Below are 24,467 nucleotides of genomic sequence, written 5' to 3' on the forward strand. Positions count from 1 at the left end.
GGCAATCGCACCATCGCCAATTGTCAGTCCGCGCGGCGAAACCGCTGCTCCCATCCGAATTCCGCTTCGATCTTTTGCCCCCTTGCGTTGCGCGCCGGCTCGAAGCGAAAGCGCGCCATCGCCAGCTCGCAAGTCCGAGCATCGGTGTCAGGCAACCCGCTTGAGCGGAACACGCGGCAGCGCTTCGGCAGGCCATCGGTGCCGACCAGCAGCGCGATCCGCACCGACGTACCAAAGCGCACTTCGCGCCCGCCCTCTGGCACGGGATAGTCGCGCGCGGAATTGATCGTCCCGGCAATCTTGACCGGCCCTGTCGCCATGCTCGATCCTTGCCCGCTGCCCTCATCGCCGGACCCGGTGCCTGCGCCACTGCCGCTGGCGCCGGTGCCCTCGCCGCTGTCGCGCGCGCCTGAAGTAGCGGCATCGCCGGTCGAGGACGCGCGCGGAATCTGGCGATCGGGCTTTGGCGCGACTCTGGGCGTGGGAGCGGTGACCGGCTGCGGCACCGCCTGCTTGCCAGCATCGCCCGCCATGCCTTCGTCAGGCACTTCAGGCACGTCGTCAGGCGGGGCTGTGATCGTGACGGTAAAGGCTTCGACTACGTTGCGTTCGATCGTGGCGGTCACTTGCGGAGCGAAAGCGCGGGTCAGGCCATAGAGCGCCACGATGTGCAGCAGGACAATCAGGGCAATCAGGCCGGGGTGCAGGCGCCGCCTGGTTTCCGAATAGCGCTGCACGGGCCTGTCCATCCGGGCAGCTTATCGCGCCTTCACCCCAAAGCAAAACGGCGGAGCCATGGGCCCCGCCGCTTCACTTGTTCCAGCAATGTTGCCGAGTTCTAGAACTCGTAGCTCACGCCCAGCTGGATCTTCCACAGCGAGGAAGAAGACTGGACCACCGGATCGCGGAAGCCGGTCGTTCCGGCAGTCGCATCATACTGCGCCGTGATCGGCGAGTAGACGTAGCGACCCTGCGAGTCGATCGCCGCGGCGCGCACGAGGCCTTCGGTGTAGCTGTAGCGCTTGAAGACGTTCGAGCCCGAGTCGAGCAGGTTCAGGAAGTTGTCGAAGTCCACGAACAGGCGGAACTTATCGTCCTTCATCCCGAATGCCTTCATCGGCCCCGGCAGTTCCTGGCTGAAGCGCAGGTCGAGGTCGTAGAACCAGGGGTTGCTGCAGCTGTTACGCGGCAGCGTCTGGCCACGGTACTTGTTGATGCACGGCGTCTTCGAAATGAAGTCGTCGAGCGCCTGAGCGAACGTAGCATCGGCAATCACCACGTTCGGGTCGCCCACGCCGGTCGGGATGTACATCAGCGAGTTGAAGTCGCCGCTCGAGCTGTCGTTCAGCACTTCGCTCGGGAGGTTGTCCCAAACGACCGAGAACGGACGACCGGAGCGGGCAACGAACATGAAACCGAAGCTGGTTGCATAGTCGCCGAAGAATTCTTCGCGCATGTTCAGGCCAAGCGTGAAGTTGTGCTTCGAGGAATATTCGCTGCGAGCAACGTCCGCAGCCTGACGGTCCGCAGCCGCGACGATGTCAAAGCTGGAGGTGGCCGTCGAGCTGTTGTTGTTCCGGTTGTTCTCGGAGTCGGTGTAGGCATAGCCGAGGTTGAAGCGGACGCTGCCGCCCTCGGTGAAGATGCCGCTGCGCCAGGTCTTCGAAAGGATCGCCGAAGCAATCTTGCTTTCGTAGCTCTTGCCGTTGGTCAGCTGGATTTCGTCGTCACGGCTGGTGCCAAAGCAGGCCGCGGTGACACCGCTCCACACCGGCGGGCTTCCGCCCTGGTTCTGCAGTACCGCGTCGCAACCCGTGCGGGTCGGGTCGATCGCACGATAGATCGGGCGACCGTCAACGGTGTAACCGTTGAGGCCCAGCGCCGTGTTCACGGTCTGCGACAGGTCGACGAAATCGACCGGATTGTTGAACTTCGAATAGATGAAGTCGAGGTTCAGGTTCCAGTCGCTGAAGAAGCCGCTTTCGGCGCCGAAGGTCGTCGAAACGCCCAGGTTTGCACGCCACACTGTCGGCATCTTGAAGTTCGGATCGGTCGACTGAGTGTCAGCCAGGCCCTGCGCCGACTGTGCCCCCGCGTTTGTGAGCACGCACTGCGGGATACCAGTGAACTGGCCATTGGTGACCACGTCAGCCTGCGTACCGACGAAGCAGCCATTCTGGCCGGTCCGTGCGAAGCCGGTCACGAAGCCGTTGTTAGAGAAGGCGTTCGAGAAATATACGCCCGGGTCGCCGCCGGTGAAACGGCCCACACCACCCTTGACCTGCGTGTTCGAGAAGAACCCGTCATTGTAGAGCTTGTAGGTAAAGCCGAGGCGCGGCAGGATTTCCGGATCGATCTTGCCGAAGCCAATCCGGTTGGTGAAGCCGTAGCGATCCACGAAGTTCGGGTTCGCAGTCGGTGCATCGCCCGAAAGCCATTCGACGCGAACGCCGCCGATCACGTCGAACTGGTCCGACAGGCTCCATTCGTCCTGAGCATAGATTGACCAGGTCCGGCGCTTCCAGCGTGCAGCAGCGTCGTTGATGTCGCCGCTTGCGGTGAAGTTGCCGTAAGCGCCTGCGCCGTTGCCATTGTAGACGTCAGCGCCGCCGGGGTTGGTGTTCGAACCGCCCGACAGGATGCCATTGGCGAAATCGGTCAGGTTGTTGAACGTCAGCGTGCCGGTCGAGTTCTGCGCGAACAGGTTGAATACCTTGAGTTCGTTCAGTTCGGCACCGATCGTGATCGTGTGATCGTTCTTGTTCCAGCGACCGAGCGCCTTGACCTGGGTAACCGTGGTCTTGAGGTCGTTCGAAGTACGCGAGAAGCCCGGGCCTGCCAGCAGCGAGCCGAATTCGCCGCCATTGGTGACGCCGACCATGAAGCGCGGCATCGGGTTGGCGTCTTGCGCTTCACCGCCGCCGACCGGGCCCTGGATGTCCTGCACGATGGCGCGGCTGGCGCGGATCTCGGTCGAGAAATCTTCCGACCAGTCAGAGTAGAGGCGGACCGAGTAGTAATCGCTCTCAGTACCTTCATCTTCGAAGCTGTTGTAGCCGGTGAAGATGTTGTTGGTGTCGGAGAAATCGTCGCTCTCGACGTTGGTTTCCTCGAGGCGCTGGTAGCTCGCTTCGAGGCGGTGATTGTCGCTGATCAGCGCGTCGATACGGCCGAAATAGCGCTTGTTCTTCTCCGGCAGGTTACGCGCGAGGCCGCCGGTTTCAAAGCCATAGACGTCGCTGAGAATTTGCGAGAACTGTTCGAACTGCGCGGTGGTCACATAGTCGACTTCGTTCGGATAGCCTTCGCCCGCCGGGCCATATTCGAAGCTGTCCGAAAGGTCGGTCGCTTCGTAGCCGAGGAAGAAGAACAGGCGGTCCTTGATGATCGGGCCACCCAGCGTCGCGCCCCAGCGCTTTTCCTTATAGGGGCTGGCGCTGAAATCACGCCCGCCGGCGGTGTCGCCCTGCAGGCTGTCGCTCGCATAGGTGTAGAATGCCGAACCGGTGAATTCATTGCCGCCCGACTTGGTGACGACGTTGATCGCGCAGCCCGTGAACTGGCCATACTGAACATCGAACGGTGCGAATTCGACCGAGGTTTCACGCACCACATCATAGGGAAGCGGGAGCGAGTTGCGGCTTGCGAACGGCGTGCCGTTGAGGCCGAACAGGTCGGACTGGGCGATACCGTCAACGGTGAAGGCGTTCGAGCGGTCGTTGCCGCCAAGGCAGGACACGCGATCGACTTCGTTCGAACGGTCGAGGCTGACGCGCGGGTCGATGCGGATGATGTCGCGGACGTCGCGGGTGATCGAGGGGAAGGCTTCGATGGTTTCGACGCCGAACGACTGGCCCGGGCCGATTGCGCGCTGGCTGAGCTGCACGCGGGCGCCGGTCACGATGATCACATTATCGCCGCCGGCCGATGCACCGGCCAGGCTGAAGACCAGCTGGGTATTGCCCTGCAGGGTCAGGAACACGTTCTCGAGCGTCTGGCCTTCAAAGCCCGACGAGGTCGCCGTGACGGTGTAGGGACCGCCGGTGACGAGGCTGTCGACGCGGAAGGTGCCATCGGAACCAGTCGACAGCGTGCGGACCTGGCCGGTGCGCGTGTCGGTGACAGTGACGGTGCCCGAAATCGCGGTGCCGCTTTCGTCCACAACGCGGCCTTCGATGCCGGAAGTGATCTGTTGCGCCACGGCAGGCGTTGCGATCGTCGTCGCAGCGGTAAGGCTGACAACGCTCGCTGCCAGAAGATACTTGAGTTTCATGTGTATTGCCCCTGGTGAGAATGGGAAACGAAAGTGATTCTCTGAACACGGCGATAAGCGTGTTGCGCTGCGGCAAAAAGGCAGATTTGTGACAAATCTGTGAAATGCCCTGCCGTGGTTAACCTGCTTCAGGCGTCATGCTTCCTCTTGCCCGCCGCAAAGCCGCAGAATCCCTTCGACTCCTGCGACTGTTGCGACAGGGCAACAGCCTGAAAATTTTTGAAATTCAGGCCGAATTGAGGGGGCGATCAGGCGAGATTTATCTCGCGCAGCCGCTGCTGGAGGAATTCGTGGCTCGAAATCGGCGCCGGAGCCTCCGATTCGTGGCCTTCCTCAATGCATTCCGGCAAGGTCTCGATCACGTAATCCGGCCGGAAATGGAGGAAGAACGGCATCGAGAACCGCGCCCGCTTGGCAGCCGCTCCCTTGGGGTTCACCACACGGTGCGTGGTCGAGCGCAGGCGGCTGTTGGTGAGCCGGTCGAGCATGTCGCCAACGTTGATCACCAGCGCGCCCTCGGGCACATCCACGGCCTTCCACGAGCCCTGCTTGGTCAGCAATTCGAGGCCCGCTTCCTCTGCGCCCAACAGCAGGGTAATCGTGTTGATGTCGCCATGCGCAGCCGCGCGGATCGCACCTTCGGGCGCTTCCTCGCCAAGCGGCGGATAGTGCAGGAGGCGCATCACCGAATTGCCGTCTTCAACCGTCGACGCGAAATAGTCGCGATCGAGCCCGAGATGCAGCGCGATCGCTTCGAGCACGCGGCCGCCAGCGGTTTCAAACGCGGAATAGAGCTCGCTGAAAGTCTCGCGGAAGCTCTCGACTTCGTTCGGCCAGACGTTGGGCGCCATGTATTGGGCGAGCGGATGCCCTTCGGGGAGCGAACGGCCGACGTGCCAGAATTCCTTGAGGTCCTGCACTTCGGCGTCCTTGGCCTTCTCGGTGCCGAACGGCGTGTAGCCGCGCGCGCCGCCGCCGCCGGGGATGTGATAGCCGCGCTTCACCTCCTCGGGCAGGGCGAAGAACTCTTTCGACTTCGCTTCGGCGCGGTCGATCAGTTCCTGCGGGATGCCATGGTCGCGGATCACGGCGAAGCCGAATTCGGCGAAGCTGCGGCCAAGTTCGTCGGCAATATTCTCGAGCGGCTGGTCGAGCGATACGGATGCTATTTCGGTCATGATTCTTCTTAATATGGGAGGAACAAGCTTGCCAGAGCCGCGCTCATTAGATTGGCGAGGCTACCGGCGGCAAGCGCTCTCATACCGAGCCGTGCGATGACCGGTCTTTGATTTGGCGCAAGCCCGCCCGTCACCGCCATCTGTATGGCAATAGAGGAGAAATTGGCGAAGCCGCACAGCGCGAATGTCACGATTGCACGGCTGCGATCGGACAAAACGTCAAGCTGGCCGAGTTCGATGAAAGCGACGAATTCGTTGAGCACGACCTTGGTGCCGAACAGCCCGCCGGCGATGCCTGCTTCTTCCCATGGAATGCCGATCAGGAACATCACCGGGGCAAAGACGAAACCGATGATCTGCTGGAAGCTCAGATCGGGATAGCCGAACAGGCCGCCGACACCGCCAAGGATGCCATTGGCAAGCGCGACCAGCGCCACGAACACCAGCACCATCGCGCCCACGGCCACCGCCAGCTTGACGCCGGTTTGAGTGCCCTGCGCCGCGGCCTCGATCACATTGGCGGGGTGATGCCCTTCCTCGAAAGTCTCGGACACGGTGATCGGCTGTTCGTCCGCAGCATCGTCACCCTCTTCGTCGGGATAGATGATCTTCGCCATCAGGATCCCGCCCGGGGCCGACATGAATGCGGCGGCGAGCAGGAACGGAACCGAATCATCGCCGATGAAGCTGGCGTAGGCGGCAAGGATGGTGCCCGCCACGCCCGCCATGCCGACGCACATGAGCGTGAACAGGCGCGCGGGCGGAAGCGCGGCGAGATAGGGCCGCACGACCAGCGGGCTTTCGGACTGGCCGACGAAGATGTTGGCCGCGCTGCCCAGCGCTTCGACCTTGCTGACGCCGGTAATCCAGCCAATCGCGCCGCCGACCCAGCGCACCAGCCGCTGCATGATGCCCCAGTGATAAAGGATCGAGACAAGCGCGGCGAAGAACAGGATCACGGGCAATGCGGCGATAACGAACGTATGGGCGAAGGGGTTGGCTCCCATCGGGCCGAACACCGCCTCGATCCCGATCTTGGAATAGGACAGCAGCGCGATCACGCCGTTCGAAAGCCCCTCGATGGCAGTGACGCCCCACGGCATGCGCAGCACCAGCAAGGCCATGGCGGTTTGAAGGGCAAATGCCGCGATCACGACGCGCGGCTTGATCCGTTTCTTCCCGTTCGAAAGCAGGAAAGCGATGGCGAGGATCGCGGCGATACCCGCGAGGCTGATGAGGAACTGCGGCATAAGACCCCTTACACTGCCCTTACGTTAGGCTCTGGAACGGACTTCGCCTTTTGTTTCCAATCAGTCAAACCCGCGAATGACCCACAGAAGCTTGCTGTCCCCCGCTTTTCTTTTGCCCCGCGCGCGGATTAGACAGCTGGGATGACAGACCAAGCCCCTGCTATCGCCGCTCCGGCCATGCCGCGCTCGCTCACCGTCTATATGCTGCTTTATGGCGGCATGACCGTGCTGGCCGGCGTCCTCGCCTTCAAGCAGGTGCAATTGCCCCCGACCGACCTTTCGGTCGAAGCAGGCATTTTCGCCTTCCTGATCCTGGTGGTGATTTCGAGCACCGTCGCCCAGCTGCACGGCCAGCAGGCCGCCAACCGCATCGTGTGGTGGGGCTTCGTCCCGCTGGTCGTCTCCGCCCTGCTGATGCAGCTGGTGCTGAACCTGCCCCCCTCGACCGAGATGGTTGAATTCCGGCCGGACGATCTTGCCGGTTTCGAACGGGTCCATGCATCGACCTGGCGCGTATGGCTGGCTGGCCCGGCCGCCTACCTGACTTCGCTCCTGCTCAACGTCTGGATCTTCTCGAAGCTGCGCGGCAGCGGGGAAGCGACGACCTTGGGGCTGATGGTACGCGGCGCGATCGCTTCGGCGCTTTCGCAGGCGGTCGATTCGGTAATCTTCGTGACGCTCGCCTTCTACGGCGAATTCGACATCACCAACCTCATGATCGGCCAGGTGATCGCCAAGGTCGCGCTCAGCTTCGTGCTGGTGCCGTTCCTGATCACCGGTGGCGTGGCGCTGGCCAAGAAACTCGACGCCAAGGCGTGATCGACCAAGGCGAGGTTGTCGGGCGGCCCTTTCGAGCCGCCCGCTTGAACCTCATTCCGGCTTGAAGCGGATCGCAAAGCCGCCGCCCGGCGCCATCGCCAGAGCCAGCACATCGCCTGACGTCACGCGGCGCTGCTCGATCACGATGTCGAAACGCGCATCGCCTTCGTAATTTGCGTTCGGCCCGTCGCGATAGATCTGCGCCGTGTAGCGCCGCCCCTTGTCGAGGAAGTCGAGCTTGAGATCGACCTTGCGGCCCTGTTCGTCGGCACCGCCACCTACATACCAGTCTTCGCTGTTGCGGTCCTTGCGCGCAGTGACGACGTAATCGCCCACTTCGGCATCGAGCACCAGCGACTGCGACCAGTCCGCCGGGACATCCTTGATGAACTGGAAGGCGGATTTGTGCTCTTCGTAATGCTCTGGCAGGTCCGCCGCCATCTGGATCGGCGAATAGATCAGCACATATTCGGCCAGCGCGCGAGCTTGCGTCATCTGGATCGGCTGGCCGCTGCCTTCGAGGCTGAGGACGCCGGGCGTATAATCCATCGGGCCTGACAGCATGCGGGTGAATACCAGGATCGGCACATGGCTTGGGCCGTTGGGCGGCACACCCCAGGCATTGAATTCCATGCCTCGCGCACCCTCGCGGCTGACCCAGTTGGGATAGGTACGGCGCAGGCCGGTATCCTTCACCGGCTCATGCGCGTTGATCGCGATCTTGCGCTTCGCCGCTTCGGTCACCACGCGCAAATGATGGCGCTGGGTGATCTGGCTTTCCTGGTGCTCGCGGCTTTCGCTGCCGTCCGCATGCGCAAAGCGCAGATTGTGGGCGTCGGTGACATAGCCGGTCTTGATGGTTTTCACGCCGCGCGCGGCCATCAGGTCGAGCGCCGCTTCGAGCTGCGCCTCGTAATTGCCGACATCGCCCGAAGTCTCATGGTGGCCCACGATCGGCACGCCCTTTTCCGCGGCATAGCGGGCAAGTTCGGTGAAATCGTAATCGGGATAGGCCTGAGTGAAGCTGAAAAGTTCGCCATTGAAGAACCAGTCGCCATCCCAGCCGACGTTCCAGCCTTCGACCAGCACGCCTTCGAAGCCGTTCTCGGCAGCGAAATCGATATAGCGCTTCACATTGGCGGTGTTGGCGCCGTGCTTTGGCCCAGAGCCCCAGGTCTCTTCGTTCAAATGGAGCGACCACCACACGCCGATATATTTGTGCGGCTTGAACCAGCTGACATCGCCAAGCTTGTTCGGCTCGTTGAGATTGAGGTCGATGTCGCTCATCGCCAGCCCGGCGGCATTGTCGCTGATGCGGATCGTGCGCCACGGCGTGGCGAAGGGCACATCGCGCTCTGCACGGGCAGCGCTGCTGCCACTCGGCGCGAGCGTCGCGCGGAAATGCGTGCCGCGCACGCGCTTCACGAACATGCCCGCAAAGTCGACCAGTGCCGCTTCGTGGATCGCAACATGCGTTCCGCGCTCGAGTTTGAAGGTGAGCGGTGTGAGCGCTGTCCCGACTGCCGAGACCGGAGTTTCCTCATAGAGATATTCGTAGCGGTTCCACTCACCTGCCGGAATCCACCATGCCTTGCCGTCGCTGGCGAGGTTGAACTCGGTCAGTTCGTCCGCGACCCGCAGGGTCTCGCCCACGCTCGCATCGTCGAACAAATAGCGGAAGCCCACACCATCGTCGAAAACGCGGAACACCACGCCGAAGCGGCGCTTCTGCTCGCTGGCTTCCTCGAAGCGAACGGTCAGCTGGTTGTAGTGATCGCGCACGAAGCGGCGCTCGCCCCAGGGCTGTTCCCATGTGCTGTCATTGCCGCCCAGTTCGCCTGAAACGATCGAAAGGCGCCGTTCGAGCTTGTCCTGATCGGTGAGCAGGAAGCCGAGCCGACTTTCGGTGAATAGCGGTTCGCCGTCGAGATCGATCCGGTAGAACGGCCGGCTCTCGCCATTCACGTCCACCGTCACCACGATGCGCCCGTCAGGCGATGCGACTACCTCCTTTGCCGCGGCAGGAGCGACCGGCGCGAAGAGCAGCAATACGACAAAAAACAGCCTCTTGGGCAGGGCGAGCATCATCTTCTCCTTGTTCAATTCAGTCGGCCTCGCGGAATATGCGGTAGCCCCAGGGCCCGAGCTTCAGCCCGTCGCCTGCGCCAAAACTGGCCCCTTCGCCGCTCAGCGCGTCGATGTAGTTGCCGGTGTGTCGCTCAAGCGAGAAAGCGACGTCCTGCGGCTCACGCGAGAGGTTGAACACGGCGAACACCCGCTCGCCCTTGCCTCCGCGCACGAAGCTGTAGACATTGGCGCTGGCGCTGTTGGGCACTTCGACCATCGCCGCGCCAAACTTGCCGTTCCACAGCGCCTTTTCTTCGGTCTTGAGCGCGATCAGCTTTGTGAAAAGGTCGGCATGCCTGCCATCGCGCCAGGCGATCTCGTCCTTGGTGAAGAATTCGAGCCGATGGTCGAGATCGGCTTCCTGACCATTGTAGATCAGCGGGATGCCGCTGCCGACAAATGACAGCGCGATCGCCGCTTCATAGGCATCGCCATAGATTTCGGACGCAACCCCGTCCCACGCGTTCTGGTCGTGGTTGTCGGTATAGACCATGCGATATGCCGCCATGGGCCAGGCGGATTGCTGCTCGCCGTAATAGGCACGTATGGCCCCTGCCCCGCCGTCCTTTGCGCTGCGCTGCATCGCGTTCTTCCAGCTCCAGCCGTAAGTCGCATCGAAGGCGCGTGCGTGAAGGTCGCGGCTTTCCCACTCGGCCAGCATGAAGACCGGCTTGATGGCATCCAGCTTCGCCCGGGCGGTGTCCCAGAAGTCGACCGGGACATAGCCTGCCACGTCCGCGCGATAGCCGTCGATGTCGAATTCGCGCACCCAATAGGCGAGGCTTTCGGTCATGTATTCGCGCAGGCCCGGCTGGTCGTAATCAAAGGTGACCACATCGCTCCAGTCGGTGCCCAGCGGCGGCATCATCTCGCCTTCGGGATTGCGCATGTACCAGTCGGGATGCTCGCTGGTCAGCGGATTGTCCCAGGCTGAATGATTGGCCACCCAGTCGAGGATCACGCGCATCCCCAGCCGATGCGCTTCCTCGACGAAGGCACGGAAATCGGCCTCGGTACCGAGATCGGGATTGATCGCGCGATAATCGCGCACCGAGTAGGGACTGCCGAGTTCGCCCTTGCGATTGACCTCGCCGATCGGATGGATCGGCATCAGCCACACGATGTCGACCCCCATCTCCGCGAGGCGAGGCAAGTGCGCCTGCGCCGCCTTGAAAGTGCCTTCGCGCGTGAACTGGCGGGTATTGACCTGGTAGATCACCGCATCGCGGGTCCAATCCGCATGCTCCAGCTTCACATATGGCTCTGGCTCATAATCGCCAGCGCCGCCATTGCTGCACGCACCGAGCGCCAGTGCGCCAAGTGCCGAAAAGAAAAACTTGCGCATCATGCTTGCGCTCCCGCTAATTGAGCCGTTGCGGCCGTGTCATTGACGAACAGCGTCGCGATGGCGGCGATGACGAAGGACGCGGCGGAAATCGCCAGCGCCCAGATCGGCGCGCCGTCGAAGAAGGTCGTCAGCAGGAAGCCAAGCAACGTCGCCGCAACCAGCTGGGGCACCACGATGAAGATGTTGAAGATGCCCATGTAGATGCCCATTTTCGACGCGGGCACCGACCCTGCGAGGATCGCGTAGGGAAGCGACACGATCGAGGCCCATGCGATCCCGACCCCGATCATGGCGAGCCAGAGCAGCTGCGGATCGCGGATCAGCAACATCATCGCAAAACCGATCGATCCGATCAGCAGGTTGGCCGAATGCAGGCGCCGCCGATCGATCCGCGATGCCATCCAGATAAAGCCGAGCGCCGCTGCTGCCGCCACGCCATTGCGCACCGATCCGAGCAGGCTCCACCAATCGGCTGCGTCCTGATAACCGCGGGTCGCAGGATCGGGCGACATGAAATGATACTCGGCAACCGCCGGCGTGCCGTAAATCCACATCGCGAACATCGCGAACCACGAGAAGAACTGAACCACTGCAAGCTGGCGCATCGTGGCGGGCATGGCGAACAGGTCGTTCACCACTTCCATGAAGCCGTTGCGATCGCATCCCTTGCTCCTGAGCATCCCGGCGACGAGCTGGATCACGCCGAAGGCCGCCACCAGTCCGGCAAGCACGAACAATTCCTGCGAAATCTGCACTTCGCCGAGGAAGTCGAGCGCGGCCGGCCGCGGATCCTGCCGCCCGAAGAAGACAAAGGCGGCGAAGGCGAGCCCCGCGATGAGCCAGATTGCCGCGCCGCGCCGGAACTGGCTTGCACTGCGCTGCGCTTGCACGTTCTGCTCCGCTTCGCCCCCGAGCCCCGCCTTGCGCGCCGCCTCAAAAGCCGCGAGCTGTTCGGGGCTGTATTCCTTGGTCTTGTAGACCGTCCAGGTGACAGCGGCGAGCAAGGCCGCTCCCCCGATGTAGAAGGCCCAATGCACCGTCTCGGGTATTTCCCCCGGAGGCGCGGTGTTGCTCAGCCCCATCCAGTTGGTCATCACCCAGGGCAAGGCCCCTGCAACGACGGCGCCCACCCCGATGAAGAAGCTTTGCATGGCATAGCCCATGGTGCGCTGCTCGTCGGGCAAATTGTCTCCCACGAATGCGCGGAACGGCTCCATCGTGATGTTGAGCGACGCATCCATCATCCACAGCATGCCCGCCGCAATCCACAATGCGGGCGAATTGGGCATGATGAACAGGGCGAGGCTGGCAAGGATCGCGCCGGCGAGGAAATAGGGGCGGCGGCGGCCGAACCTGCCCCAGGTATGGTCCGAAAGGTGCCCGATGATCGGCTGCACCAGCAACCCCGTCATCGGCGCGGCGATCCACAGGATGGCCAGTTCGTCGACCTGCGCGCCAAGCGTCTGGAAGATGCGGCTGACATTGCCGTTCTGCAGGTCAAACCCGATCTGGATCCCGAGGAATCCGAAACTCATGTTCCAGATCTGCGCCGGATTCATCGCCGGTTTCTGCATTCGCCTGACCTTCCCCATCCCTGGCCCAAAGCGCCCCGCCAAATGCGTGACCTCTGGCCTTAATTATCCTATACCGCAGCCTTCTGGCGGGCGCGGCCGGAATCCCAATCAAATCGCAGTCTGGCTGAATTGCAAAATTTTGCAAGATTTTCCGTTATTCAGGCCTGTCGATTGCCGTTCCGCATGCTTCAATTCGCATGATACCGCCACAATTCAATGATATTCCTGATTTTCGCCATGCAAAATTGTGAAAACAAAAATTTGTAAAATGGCTGCAAACATGGCAGTCATGGGCTTCAGGGGGAGTCTTGGCGATGCGAAAGGTATTGGTTCCGATTCTGGCAGCGCTTTGGCCGATTGCGGCCAGTGCCAGCGCGCCCGCACCGCAGGACCGCCTCCCTGAAGACGAGATCATCTATTTCGTCCTGCCCGACCGGTTCGAAAATGGCGACACCAGCAACGATCGCGGCGGGATTCCCGGTGGTCGGCTGGACCACGGCTTCGACCTCACCCACAAGGGCTTCTTCCAGGGCGGAGACCTGAAAGGGCTCATCAAGCGGCTCGACTACATCCAGGGGCTCGGTGCAACCGCAATCTGGCTCACCCCGATCTTCGAGAACAAGCCGGTTCAAGGCCCGCCGGGGCGGGAATCATCCGGCTATCACGGATATTGGATCACCGACTTCCTCAATGTCGATCCACACCTTGGCACGCGCGCAGATTTCAAGGCGCTGGTCGAGGCGGCGCATGCGCGCGGGATGAAGGTCTATATGGACATCATCACCAACCATACCGCCGACGTGATCAAGAATGAGGAATGCCACGGCCCCTCGGCCCCTGCCGAATATCGCGAAAACCTGAGCTGCCCCTATCGCTCGCTTGGCGACTATCCCTACACCACGGCAGGCGGACCCGACGGCGAGCCGATCAACCAGGGCTTTCTCGGCACCGACAGCAAGCATCTCACTGCCGAAAACTTCGCCAAGCTGACGCGTCCCGACTGGGCCTATACGCCCTACGTCCCAAGCGAAGAGCGCGAGGTGAAGAACCCCGCCTGGCTCAACGATCCGATCTACTACCACAATCGCGGTGACAGCATCTGGGAAGGCGAGAGCCGCGTCACCGGCGACTTCTCTGGCCTTGACGATTTGATGACATCGCACCCGCGCGTGGTCGAAGGCTTCATCGAGATCTACAAGCAGTGGATCACCGATTTCCGCGTCGACGGCTTCCGGATCGACACCGCCAAGCACGTCAATCTCGAATTCTGGCAGCAATTCGCGCCTGCCATCCTCGATCATGCCAAGGCTGAGGGAATCGAGCACTTCCACATGTTCGGCGAAGCCTATGAATTCGAACCGGCACAGCTGGCCAAATTCACGACAACGGGAAAGCTGCCGACCGTGCTGGACTTCGCATTCCAGAGCCGCGTGCAGGCCGTAATTGCCAATGGCACCCCGGCGACACGGCTGAGCTATCTGTTCGAAGCCGATGCCGCCTATGCGAAGGGCTTCGAAACAGCCAAGCAGCTGCCGACATTCCTCGGCAATCACGACATGGGTCGTTTCTCCATGTTCGTGAAGCAGGGCAGGCCCGATGCTTCCGACGAGGAACTCGCCGAACGGGTGATACTGGGCCATGCGCTGATGATGTTCTCGCGCGGGGTACCGACGATCTATTACGGGGACGAACAGGGTTTCATTTCGGACGGCAACGACCAGAATGCGCGCGAAACGATGTTCCCATCGCAAACCGCCGTGTATCTCGACAATGATCTGGTCGCGACCGACGCGACCGTGGCCGACGACAATTTCGACACCACCCATCCCATCTACCGCGCGATCGCCGAAATGGCGAAAGTCCGGCTGGGCGAAGTCGCACTGCGGCATGGGGAGCAGGTAACCCGCCATGCCGATCATGACGGCGGCGTGCTGGTCATTTCAAGGCTCGATCCTGAAGACAAATCGGAAGTGGTCATTGCCTTCAACGCCGGCGATAGCGATCGCACGATCGCCTTTCCGGTGGATGGGCGGGCCGTCTCATGGACATCGCTCATCGGAAGCTGTGGCGTTTCGTCGAAAGCTCCTGGTTCCTATCAGCTGGACGTGCCTTCGGCCGGCTTCGTCGTCTGCAAATCGGAGTACTGATCCTGTGAATGCGCCGTCTCTCGACAAGGCACAGGCTAGCGAAGCTGCCCGCCACCAATGGTGGCGCGGCGCGATCTTCTATCACATTTATCCGCGCAGCTTCCGCGACACCAATGGCGACGGCATCGGCGATCTCAACGGAATCGTCGAAGGGCTGGATTACATTGCCTCGCTCGGCGTCGACGCGATCTGGATCTCGCCTTTCTATACCTCCCCGATGGAGGATTTCGGCTATGACGTGGCCGATTATTGCGGGATCGACCCCAGCTTCGGCGATTTCGACGATTTCGACCGGATTATCGCGAAGGCGCACGCGCTCGGCCTGAAAGTGATCGTCGACCAGGTCTATTCGCACACTTCGGACCAGCACGCCTGGTTCCAGGAAAGCCGGCAGGATCGCACCAATCCCAAGGCCGACTGGTATGTCTGGGCCGATGCAAAGGCGGACGGATCGCCGCCGTCGAACTGGCAATCGGTGTTCGGGGGCTCGGCCTGGCAGTGGGATGGCCCGCGCAAGCAGTATTACCTACACAATTTCCTCACCAGCCAGCCCGACCTCAACCTGCACAATCGCGAAGTGCGGGATGCGCTGATCGAAGTGGCGAAGTTCTGGCTTGATCGTGGGGTCGACGGGTTTCGGCTCGATGCGATCAATTTCGCGATGCACGACCCACAATTGCGCGACAATCCGCCTTCAGGCTTGCCGATCGAACTGGTCACCCGCCCGTTCGACATGCAGGACAAGGTCTACAACCAGTCGCACCCGGACATTGCCGCTTTCCTCGAACGCGTCCGCCACACGATGGACGAGTATCCCGGCACCTTCACTGTTGCAGAAGTCGGCGGGAAGGAACCGCTCGGTGAAATGAAGGCCTTTACCGCTGACGGGAAGCGGCTCGATTCCGCCTATAATTTCGATTTCCTCTATGCCGAGCGGCTCACCGCCCCGCTGGTCAGGAAATCGCTGCTGCAATGGGATGGCAGCGCTGGCGAAGGCTGGCCGTCATGGGCTTTCTCGAACCACGATGCGCCGCGCGCGATCACCCGCTGGAGCGAAGGCCACGATATCGGGCGCACAGCACGGCTCGCACTGCTGCTGCTCACTGCACTTCGGGGGAACGCTTTCATCTATCAGGGCGAAGAACTGGCCCTGCCGCAGGGCGAAGTGGCTTTCGAGGACCTGCAGGATCCCGAAGCGATCGCCAATTGGCCGCACACGCTTGGCCGGGACGGCGCACGCACCCCGATGCCCTGGATCGCCACGGCACCGCATGCCGGCTTCTCCGATGCCAACCGGACTTGGCTCAGGCTCGACCCGGCGCATGCCGAACTGGCGATTGACCGGCAGTCGGGCGATCCCGGCTCGATGCTCAAATACACGCGCGATCTTCTGGCTCGACGGCGCACTCTCCCTGCGCTTGTCGATGGCGAAATCCGCCTGCTCGACACTCCGGAAGAGATCGTCGCCTTCGTCCGCAGTGGCCCCGCTCGCAGCGTGCTCTGCGCATTCAACCTGTCCGATCGAAATGTGGGCTGGTCACCCGGGCCCGAATTCGGCAAGGCGGTGGTCGTGGCGAATGAAAGCGAAATTGGAACGATGGGCGAACTGCCGGAGAACATGGCGCCGATGTCCGGCTATTGGGCTGTCGCGAACGGCGGGCAAGACTGATGGCGGCTGCCGAGCGCACATCGAACAAGGGTGCCCGGCTTGAGGATATCGCGCGCGAGGCGGGCGTTTCGATTGCCACAGTCTCGCGTGCCTTGAATGACAGCCCGGCCGTGAAGCGCCGGACCAAGCAGCGGATCTGGAAGATCGCGCGCGAGCACGATTACGATTTCAGGGTCAACATGCCCAAGGGCCCGATTGGCGCACAGGCCACCATTGCCGTGGTCGTGCCCGCCCCGCAGGCGCGTGAAACGCGGGTAGCAGACCCCTTCTTCCTCGAATTGCTCGCCGGAATTGCAGAGGCCGCTCGCGAGCGCAACGCCGACCTGCTGATCAGTCACTTGAGCCCCAGCACGTCGGAAGACATCGAATTCGCGATGGCAACCAGCCGCGCCACTGGCGTGATCTTCATCGGGCAAAGCTCTCTGCATGACGCGTTCAACGAACTGGCCAAGCGCGACAACCGTTTCGTCGTGTGGGGTGCCGAGCTCGGCGATGCGCAATATTGCTCGATCGGTTCGGACAATGTCGCAGGCGGGCGCAGGGCGACGGCCCATCTCGCGCGACTGGGCCGCAAGGACATATTGTACCTGGGCGACACCGAAGCGCCGGAAATGGAACAGCGCTATCGCGGCTATCGCCAGGCGCTCGAACAGGCGGGCATTCCATTCCGCGAGGAACTCAACGTCTCGGCCCATTTCGACGTTCATTCGGGCGAAGCCGCGACGCGGGCCGCGATCGACCGCGGCACACGCTTCGATGCGATCTTCGCCGCCAGCGACCTGATCGCAATCGGCGCAATCCGGGCGCTCACGCGCGCCGGCTTGAGCGTACCTGGCGATGTTTCGGTGGTCGGCTATGACAATATCCCGGCCTCACGGCTGGTCACGCCGCCGCTAACCACAATCGACCAGGATGCGAACCTCGCCGGACGAATGCTCGTTTCCAAGCTGATCGATACCAAAGGCGGTATTGCAACTTCGGACCGGCTTGAAACGAGCCTGCTGATCCGCGAGAGCTGCGGCGGCTGACGGCACAGGGGACGCAAGAGTGGCGCAAGGTTTTTCTCCCCTCGAACATGTCCTGATCATCGGCGGTGGCAGCGCCGGCTGGATGACCGCTGCGGCGCTTTCGGATACGCTCGGCCCGCGCTGCAAGATTACCCTGATCGAATCCGAAGAGATCGGCACTGTGGGTGTCGGTGAAGCGACCATTCCGCCGATCCGCTATTTCAACAACCGCCTCGGCATCGATGAGGCAACTTTCGTGCGCGAGACCTCGGGCTCGTTCAAGCTGGGCATCGAATTCGTCGACTGGACCCGGGTCGGGCACAGCTATTTCCATCCCTTCGGGCAACATGGCGCCGAATTCGACCAGGTCCCCTTCTATCACTACTGGATGCGCGAAAGCCTCGCCGGCCGCATCGAAGGCCCGATTGACGATTTCTCGATGGCCTGGGCCATGGCCAAGGCAGGCAAGTTTGCCCATCCATCGCCCGATCGCCGCCAGATCCAGTCGACCTTCGACTATGCCTACCACTTCGATGCCGTGCTCTATGCGCGGTTCCTCCGCCGCTTCGCCGAAGCGCGCGGGGTCACTCGCGTCGAGGGCCGTGTGGCAGATGTCGCGCTCGATCCCGAAAGCGGCGACATCAAGCAGGTGACGCTCGCTGACGGGCGCGAGTTCGCTGCAGAATTCTTCATCGACTGTTCGGGCTTCCGCGGCCTGCTGATCGAGGATGCGCTCGAGACCGGATACGAAAACTGGCAGCACTGGTTGCCGTGCGACCGTGCCATCGCTGTGCCGTGCTCGAAGGGTGACGAGATCGCCCCCTACACGCGCTCGACCGCCAAGGCGGCGGGCTGGCAATGGCGCATCCCGCTCCAACACCGCACCGGCAATGGCTATGTTCATTGCAGCGAGTTCATCGACGAGGGCGACGCCACCGAAGCCTTGCTCGGTTCGCTCGATGGCGAGGCCTTGGCCGATCCGCGCACGCTGCGCTTCGTAACCGGAAGGCGGCGCAAGTTCTGGAACCGCAATTGCGTGGCTATCGGACTTTCGGCTGGCTTCATGGAGCCGCTGGAATCGACCAGCCTGCATCTGATCCAGTACGGTATTTTGCGGCTGCTTGCGCTTTTCCCTGACCGGGAAATGTCGCCGCTGCTGGCCGAGGAATACAATCGCCAGACCTTGGCGGAATACGAACGGATCCGGGACTTCCTGATCCTTCACTACAAGGCCACCGAACGGCAGGATTCGGAGCTGTGGCGCTATTGCGCGGCGATGAAGATCCCCGACAGCCTGCAATACAAGATCGATCATTTCCGCAATTACGGGCTGATCGTTTCGGACGAGCGCGAACTGTTCAACAACCCGAGCTGGATTGCGGTCTATCTGGGGCAAGGCATCGCGCCGCGGCGCGCTCCTGCCATCGCCGAACTGCGGAACGCCGTGCCGGTATCCGAACGCTTCGCCGCCATCGAACAAGCCATGCGCGAAGCGGTCGCGGAAATGCCGGCGCATGCGGAGTTCCTGGCGCGCAACTGACCAAGCCCGCACAACTGACCTCGCTTCGCTAGCCTGCATAGCAAGAGGGCCCGCCGTTTCCGGCGAGCCCTCCCAGTCAGCGACCCTCGAGAGAGCCCTTCGCGATCAGAATTCCTTCTTGATCGTGAAGTTGAAGGTCCGACCATAAAGTTCATGGCGGCTCGGGAAGTTGCCAACCTCATTGCCGCTGGCATCGAACAGCGCGTTCTCGGTGACGAAGGGTTCGTTGGTCAGGTTGAACACTTCGAACTGGAAGCCAAACCCGCCGAGCCAATCGTCGCGATCTTCGAACGTATAGCCGATCTGGGCGTCGATGATCGTTTCGCTGCGCGCCTCTGCGCCGCTGAGGCTGCCGTCGAAGTTCTGCACTTCGGACAGGAAGCCACCACGATGACGGGCGCTCAGCTTGGTCTGGAAGCCGTTCTTTTCGTAGAACAGGTCGCTCGACCAGACGGTTTCCGAATAGCCCGGGATCGGCAGCGAGTCCCCGTTCTGGTCGTCGACCTTGGCGTCGGCATAGGTGAAGCTGAAGCTGCCACCGAAGCCATCGAGCGCATCGGTCAGGTCGATGAAATCAAGCCGCAGGGTTGCTTCGATGCCGGTGATCTTGCCGTTGGCGAAATTGACCGGGCCGCTGAAAGATGCGGTGGCCAGTTCGGGCGCATTGGTAAGGATCGACCCGTAACCAGCGTTGATGATCTGCTGTTCGATGTCGATCGTGTCGCTGTACTGGATCACCCAGTTCGACAGGTCCTTGTGGAACAGCGCCACTGCCAGTGCCGTACCGCGCGAGAAGTACTTCTCGAACGAAAGGTCATAGGAAGTGGATTCATACGGGCGAAGATAGGGATTGCCGCCGCTGAGATTGAAGCAGGTAAGCTGCGGCGGATTGAACGCGATCACCGTATCAGGGATCTGGTCGCCATTGGTGTCGATGCAGCTAAGCGGATTGACCGAGATATTCTGGTTCGCCGCCAGCTGGTCGAGCCGCGCCCGAGTGATCGACTGCGAGAACGCCGCCTTCACAAAGGTGCCGTCTGCCACTTCAAACGAAAGGTTCGCGCTGGGCAGCCAGTTTTCGTAGGAATCGCTGATCTCGTTCGTCAGGCCACCGCCGAGAGTGCCGAAGGACTCCTGCTTGGTGCGAACATATTTGAGGCCGACGTTGCCGCGCACCGGAACGGTACCCATCATCGCGTCGATGTTAGCCATCGCGTAGATGTTGTGGACCTTTTCGGCCACGCGCCACTGCGTGTCGAAAGTCGCCTTGTCGTAGAAATAGGTACCATCGTCGAAGAAGCTCGACGGATCATAGGCGATGATGTCCATCCCCAGTCCGCCGGTCTTGGTCTTGCCGATGATGGCATCGGCCGGGATCGCCAGCGAGCCATCGGTCCACGACGCATTCGAACGAATGAATGCCTCGTTCGAGTCGAAGCCCTTGTCGCGATCGGTGTAGAGCCAGCCGACGGTGATGCTCGAGAGGAAGCTGCTGTCGAGCTCGTAATCGGCTTCAGCGCGGAGCTGGTGAAGCTCGTCATTGATCTTCGGCTCCTTGATGAAGCCGACCTGGCCCCAGCCGCCCGGATCGGTCAGCAAGACGAGGCCCGGATCGGTATAATCGAGCTGCGAAGAGATGCTGTAGCGTCCGCTCGAAGGCATGGTGAAGGTCAGGACGTCCTGTGCGCCCGACCGCGCACGGCCGGTACCCGCATAGGATTCGTAGTCGATGTCGTCGCGGTTGAGCTTCGAATAGCCATAATCGAGCTCGAGGTTCAGGCGATCGGTGACATTGTAGGACAAATTGCCGCCAAAGGCATAAATCTGGGACTTGTTGCCCTCGGTATCGGTGCGCAGGATCGGCACGACCGCATTATAGGTGGCGGTATCGGCAAACGGTCCGTCACCGGTGGCGCTTCCGAAGCTTGCGCCGCTCCATGAAGCGATCGGCGTTTCCGTGCCGCGGAAGATGCCCATGTCCTTCGTGTCGCCATAGAAGCCATCAAGCGTCAGTTGGAACTTGTCATTCGGTTCGAACTGCAGCGTGCCAGCGACCGAAGTACGCTCAAAATCGCGCGAGACGACGCCCTGGCGGGGATTGTCCGCGGGATAGATCAAATCGCCCGCCGTGCGACCGACCTGGTTGCGGTTGGTCTTGAGTTCGCGCGAGATGAAATGCGTCGGGTTCGACTGGTGCGTGATGCCCAGCGACCAGCCGATCGTGCCATCGGCGTTCTGGTCGATGTACGAACCGAACAGGCGATAACCCTGGTCGCTATAGTCGGGGTTGAGCTTGCCGATGTCGGCCAGCACGTAACGCGCCGAAAGATTGATCTTGCGCTCGTTGAAATCGAGCGGGCGGATCGTGCGCAGGTCGACCGCTCCGGCGATACCGGTTGCGGCGAGGCTGGCATTCGGAGTCTTGTAGACGATGCCCTGCCCGATCAGTTCGGACGGGAACTGGTCGAATTCGATGCCGCGGTTATTGCCAGCGGAAACGACTTCGCGACCATTGAGCAGCGCCAGCGAGAAGTCCGGGCCGAGGCCGCGGATCGAGATCTGCTGCGAGCGGCCACGTACGCGCTGCGCGGTAACGCCGGGCAAGCGCGCCAGCGAGTCCGCAATCGAAAGGTCAGGCAGCTTGCCGATGTCTTCAGCCGAAATCACTTCGACGATGCCGGTCGCTTCGCGCTTGGCCTCGAGCGAGGTTTCGATTGCGCTGCGAATGCCGGAAACGATGATACGGTTTTCGTCGACCTCGTCGGCCTGTTGGGCCGGATTCGAGTCCTGAGCCATGGCCGGAGCGGCTACAGCCACCATCGCCAGGCCCGTTGCTGCACCGCAGAGCAACCGCGCGTGCACGGAATTACGTCCGAGTTTCATTTATGCACTCCCCCATGAATCACTTATGGAACGTTTATTTGCAATTTTTTACATAGCGCAGATGCGCGAGCAGGTAAATCGGAAATCAGCACTAGGTCATGCAAACGTATTCACGGGTTTTTATAACGTATTTTCAATATCTTGTAGATTCCCCACCGGGCGCATGCCGCAGATGACAAAGCCACATGCCAACCGCTTTGTTGCGCGCAGAACACATGGCGGGCCCAGAGCGATTGGCCTCGAAGCTTCCACCGGTCGTGCGGCCCGGTTCCTGGAAGCCGGTTTCTGCGTTTTTTATGTTGTATTATAGCCTCTTAATTTATCATCGTTGATTGGGCCGAGATGTTTGATAGCCTTGCCCCGAAGAATTTGAGCGACCGCAAAATCACAGGATCGACATGCAGGACTGGAGCACTTCCCTGTCACACATCACAGCTGGAAGCTTTTCATCCGAAAAACATCGGCTTGTGACGATCGAGGGCCTTCTTGAGAGGCCCGAACTGGCGATCCAACGTGCTTGTTTGCAAAAATTTGCAAAGATTACTCCGCAATATCCCGGCTTGCGCGCGCCGCTGGATCCGGCCGCTTGTGAGGAACTGCTCCGCGCGCTTTCGCCAATGCTGTGTTCAGCCTTCGAGTCGCGGCCCGGAAAGTGGTCGATGATCGCCTGGTACTCGATCGTAACCTGCCCCCCGGCCGAGCTGCTTCCGATCCAGCGGCTGCCGCATGTCGATGGCACCGATCCCGGCCAGATCGCGATGATGCTGTACCTCCACCGCACCGGTCATGGCGGAACGGCATTCTTCCGGCACAAATCGACCGGGCTTGAAGCGCTGACCGAAGAGAGCTTTCCGCGCTATCGCGATGCGCTGCAACGCGAAGTGGCGCAAACGGGGCTTCCCCCGGCAGCCTATGTCACCGAGGGCGGACCGCTGTTCGAACGCACCTATGCTGCACCGGGCGCGTTCAACCAAGCGGTGTTCTACCGCGGCAACATCCTGCATAGCGGCGTGATCGACAATGACGCGCCGCTGCCACTGGACCCGCGTGAGGGGCGGCTTACGATCAATGCCTTCCTGCGGCCTCCTGCGGCTTGAGGCACGGCGACACAAAAGAGAGGGTTGGAATTCGGGGCATGGACGAACGAGGCATAAACAAGCTGGTGATCGTGGGCGGCGGCACGGCCGGATGGATCACGGCGGCCGCCTTTGCCCGCCTGCTCGGGCCGGGCCTGAAGATCGAACTGGTCGAATCCGAAGCGATCGGCACGGTCGGCGTCGGTGAAGCCACCATTCCGCAGATTATTCGGCTCAACACGATCCTGGGCCTCGACGAGAACGATTTCCTCAAGCACACTTTCGGCACTTTCAAGCTCGGCATCGAATTCGTCGACTGGGGGAAGCTGGGCCAGCGTTACCTGCACACGTTCGGCGATGCCGGGCTGAATTTGGGTAGCGTGCATTTCCACCACTACTGGCGGCGCCATGCGATGGCGGGCGAGGTGCCCGACCTGTGGCATTACTCGCTGCACCAACTGGCCGCTTCGCAATCGCGCTTCGCCCACCTCGACCGGGTCGGTAACACGCAGATGACCGGCCTTGCCTATGCCTATCACTTCGATGCTAGCCTCTACGCGCGCTATTTGCGCAGCTATGCCGAACAATGCGGCGTGATACGGACCGAAGGGCTTGTGCAGGCGGTCGAGCGGGATAGCGAGAGCGGCGATATCCGCGCGATCAGGCTCGATGGCGAGCGCGAAGTGCGTGGTGACTTCTTCGTGGACTGCACCGGCTTTCGCGCGCTGCTGCTGGGGCAGGAACTGGGCATTGGCTATCGCGACTGGTCGCATTGGCTGCCGTGCAACCGCGCGCTGGCGGTGCCGAGCGAACGCCTGCCCGACCTTCCGCCCTACACCCGCGCAACCGCGCGCACGGCAGGCTGGCAATGGCGCATTCCGCTCCAGCACCGCACCGGCAATGGCCATGTCTATTGCAGCAGCTTCATGGAGGACGACGAGGCCGCCGAACTGCTGATGGCCAATCTCGAGACCCCGGCGCTCGACGATCCGCGCCCGATCCGCTTCACTACCGGGCGGCGGGAGCAGTTCTGGGCGAATAATTGCGTCGCAATCGGCCTTTCGAGCGGCTTCCTCGAGCCGTTGGAATCGACCAGCATCCACCTGATCCAGTCGAACGTCAGCCGGTTGATAGAGCTGTTTCCGCGGCAGCATGTGCGCGCGGCAGACCGCGACGAATACAATCGCCGCACGATCCATGAGTTCGAACAGATCCGCGATTTCCTGATCCTGCATTACCACCAGACCGGGCGCGAGGATTCCGAGTTCTGGAAATACTGCCGGAACATGGAAATCCCTGAACCGCTTGCGCGCAAGATCGATCTGTTCGAAGCGTCAGGACGGATCGGGCGCGATGTCGACGATCTGTTCCGCGATGCCAGCTGGGTACAGGTGATGCTGGGCCAGGGGATCATGCCGCAAGACTACAACCCCATGGCCGACCAGCTGAGCGATGCACAGCTAGGCCAGTTCATGGGCGATTTGCGGTCGGTGATCGAAAAGGCAGTGGCAAGGCTGCCGCTGCATTCGGACTACATCGCCGAGAATTGCCAGGCCGGGTGACGGAGCCCGGCCTG

Annotated in this window: 15 protein-coding genes; 7 read left to right on the forward strand and 8 right to left on the reverse strand. The window is 61.6% G+C overall.

What is annotated here, in order from left to right; all coding sequences use genetic code 11:
- Positions 1–23 precede the first annotated feature (23 nt).
- The 4 genes from ACUJ47_RS06490 to ACUJ47_RS06505 all read right to left on the reverse strand — a co-directional run bounded on the left by ACUJ47_RS06490 (position 24) and on the right by ACUJ47_RS06505 (position 6,701).
- On the reverse strand, positions 24–749 hold the full coding sequence (locus tag ACUJ47_RS06490) for a hypothetical protein (protein WP_445537597.1): 726 nt from the start codon (positions 747–749) through the stop codon (positions 24–26).
- A gap of 89 nt (positions 750–838) precedes the next feature.
- Complete coding sequence (locus tag ACUJ47_RS06495) at positions 839–4,273, reverse strand: TonB-dependent receptor (RefSeq protein WP_445537598.1); 3,435 nt, start codon at positions 4,271–4,273, stop codon at positions 839–841.
- A gap of 248 nt (positions 4,274–4,521) precedes the next feature.
- On the reverse strand, positions 4,522–5,451 hold the full coding sequence (locus ACUJ47_RS06500; protein ID WP_445537599.1) for an isopenicillin N synthase family dioxygenase: 930 nt from the start codon (positions 5,449–5,451) through the stop codon (positions 4,522–4,524).
- Positions 5,452–5,459: 8 nt separating this feature from the next.
- Positions 5,460–6,701, reverse strand: a complete 1,242-nt coding sequence (locus ACUJ47_RS06505) for a NupC/NupG family nucleoside CNT transporter (RefSeq protein ID WP_445537600.1) — start codon at positions 6,699–6,701, stop codon at positions 5,460–5,462.
- Between the two features lie 141 nt (positions 6,702–6,842).
- Between ACUJ47_RS06505 and ACUJ47_RS06510 the strand changes: the two genes are divergently transcribed.
- Entirely contained in the window at positions 6,843–7,520 is a 678-nt protein-coding gene (locus tag ACUJ47_RS06510; protein WP_445537601.1) for a queuosine precursor transporter, read from the forward strand.
- Between the two features lie 51 nt (positions 7,521–7,571).
- Here the strand turns inward: ACUJ47_RS06510 and ACUJ47_RS06515 are convergent, their stop codons facing one another.
- From ACUJ47_RS06515 to ACUJ47_RS06525, 3 genes are read right to left on the reverse strand one after another with little or no spacing between them, the layout of a single operon-like run.
- Positions 7,572–9,623 (reverse strand): glycoside hydrolase family 97 protein, encoded by a 2,052-nt coding sequence (locus ACUJ47_RS06515; protein WP_445537602.1) that lies wholly within the window; start codon positions 9,621–9,623, stop codon positions 7,572–7,574.
- Between the two features lies 1 nt (position 9,624).
- A complete protein-coding gene (locus tag ACUJ47_RS06520) occupies positions 9,625–10,995 on the reverse strand; it encodes an alpha-amylase family glycosyl hydrolase (protein ID WP_445537603.1) in 1,371 nt (456 codons plus the stop codon).
- Complete coding sequence (locus ACUJ47_RS06525) at positions 10,992–12,569, reverse strand: MFS transporter (protein WP_445537604.1); 1,578 nt, start codon at positions 12,567–12,569, stop codon at positions 10,992–10,994. The genes ACUJ47_RS06520 and ACUJ47_RS06525 overlap by 4 nt, the downstream gene beginning before the upstream one ends.
- A gap of 314 nt (positions 12,570–12,883) precedes the next feature.
- Here ACUJ47_RS06525 and ACUJ47_RS06530 point away from each other — a divergent pair, with 314 nt between their 5' ends.
- Genes ACUJ47_RS06530 through ACUJ47_RS06545 form a run of 4 tightly spaced genes read left to right on the forward strand, consistent with a single transcriptional unit; the run spans position 12,884 to position 18,932 of the window.
- A complete protein-coding gene (locus tag ACUJ47_RS06530) occupies positions 12,884–14,716 on the forward strand; it encodes an alpha-amylase family glycosyl hydrolase (RefSeq protein WP_445537605.1) in 1,833 nt (610 codons plus the stop codon).
- Between the two features lie 4 nt (positions 14,717–14,720).
- On the forward strand, positions 14,721–16,385 hold the full coding sequence (locus tag ACUJ47_RS06535; RefSeq protein ID WP_445537606.1) for an alpha-amylase family glycosyl hydrolase: 1,665 nt from the start codon (positions 14,721–14,723) through the stop codon (positions 16,383–16,385).
- Positions 16,385–17,413 carry a LacI family DNA-binding transcriptional regulator gene (locus ACUJ47_RS06540; protein ID WP_445537607.1) on the forward strand — a complete coding sequence of 343 codons (1,029 nt, stop codon included), beginning with the start codon at positions 16,385–16,387 and terminating at the stop codon, positions 17,411–17,413. The genes ACUJ47_RS06535 and ACUJ47_RS06540 overlap by 1 nt, the downstream gene beginning before the upstream one ends.
- A gap of 19 nt (positions 17,414–17,432) precedes the next feature.
- Positions 17,433–18,932, forward strand: coding sequence for a tryptophan halogenase family protein (locus tag ACUJ47_RS06545; protein WP_445537608.1), 1,500 nt, complete (start codon positions 17,433–17,435; stop codon positions 18,930–18,932).
- 105 nt (positions 18,933–19,037) lie between these two features.
- Here ACUJ47_RS06545 and ACUJ47_RS06550 read toward each other — a convergent pair whose 3' ends face one another.
- Entirely contained in the window at positions 19,038–21,815 is a 2,778-nt protein-coding gene (locus ACUJ47_RS06550; protein WP_445537609.1) for a TonB-dependent receptor, read from the reverse strand.
- Positions 21,816–22,213: 398 nt separating this feature from the next.
- On the opposite strand from ACUJ47_RS06550, the gene ACUJ47_RS06555 reads away from it, so the two are divergent.
- Both ACUJ47_RS06555 and ACUJ47_RS06560 read left to right on the forward strand, forming a co-directional pair.
- Positions 22,214–22,912, forward strand: coding sequence for a DUF6445 family protein (locus ACUJ47_RS06555; RefSeq protein ID WP_445537610.1), 699 nt, complete (start codon positions 22,214–22,216; stop codon positions 22,910–22,912).
- A gap of 38 nt (positions 22,913–22,950) precedes the next feature.
- Entirely contained in the window at positions 22,951–24,453 is a 1,503-nt protein-coding gene (locus tag ACUJ47_RS06560) for a tryptophan halogenase family protein (RefSeq protein WP_445537611.1), read from the forward strand.
- Positions 24,454–24,467: the final 14 nt, after the last annotated feature.

Source organism: Altererythrobacter sp. Z27 (assembly GCF_052683155.1).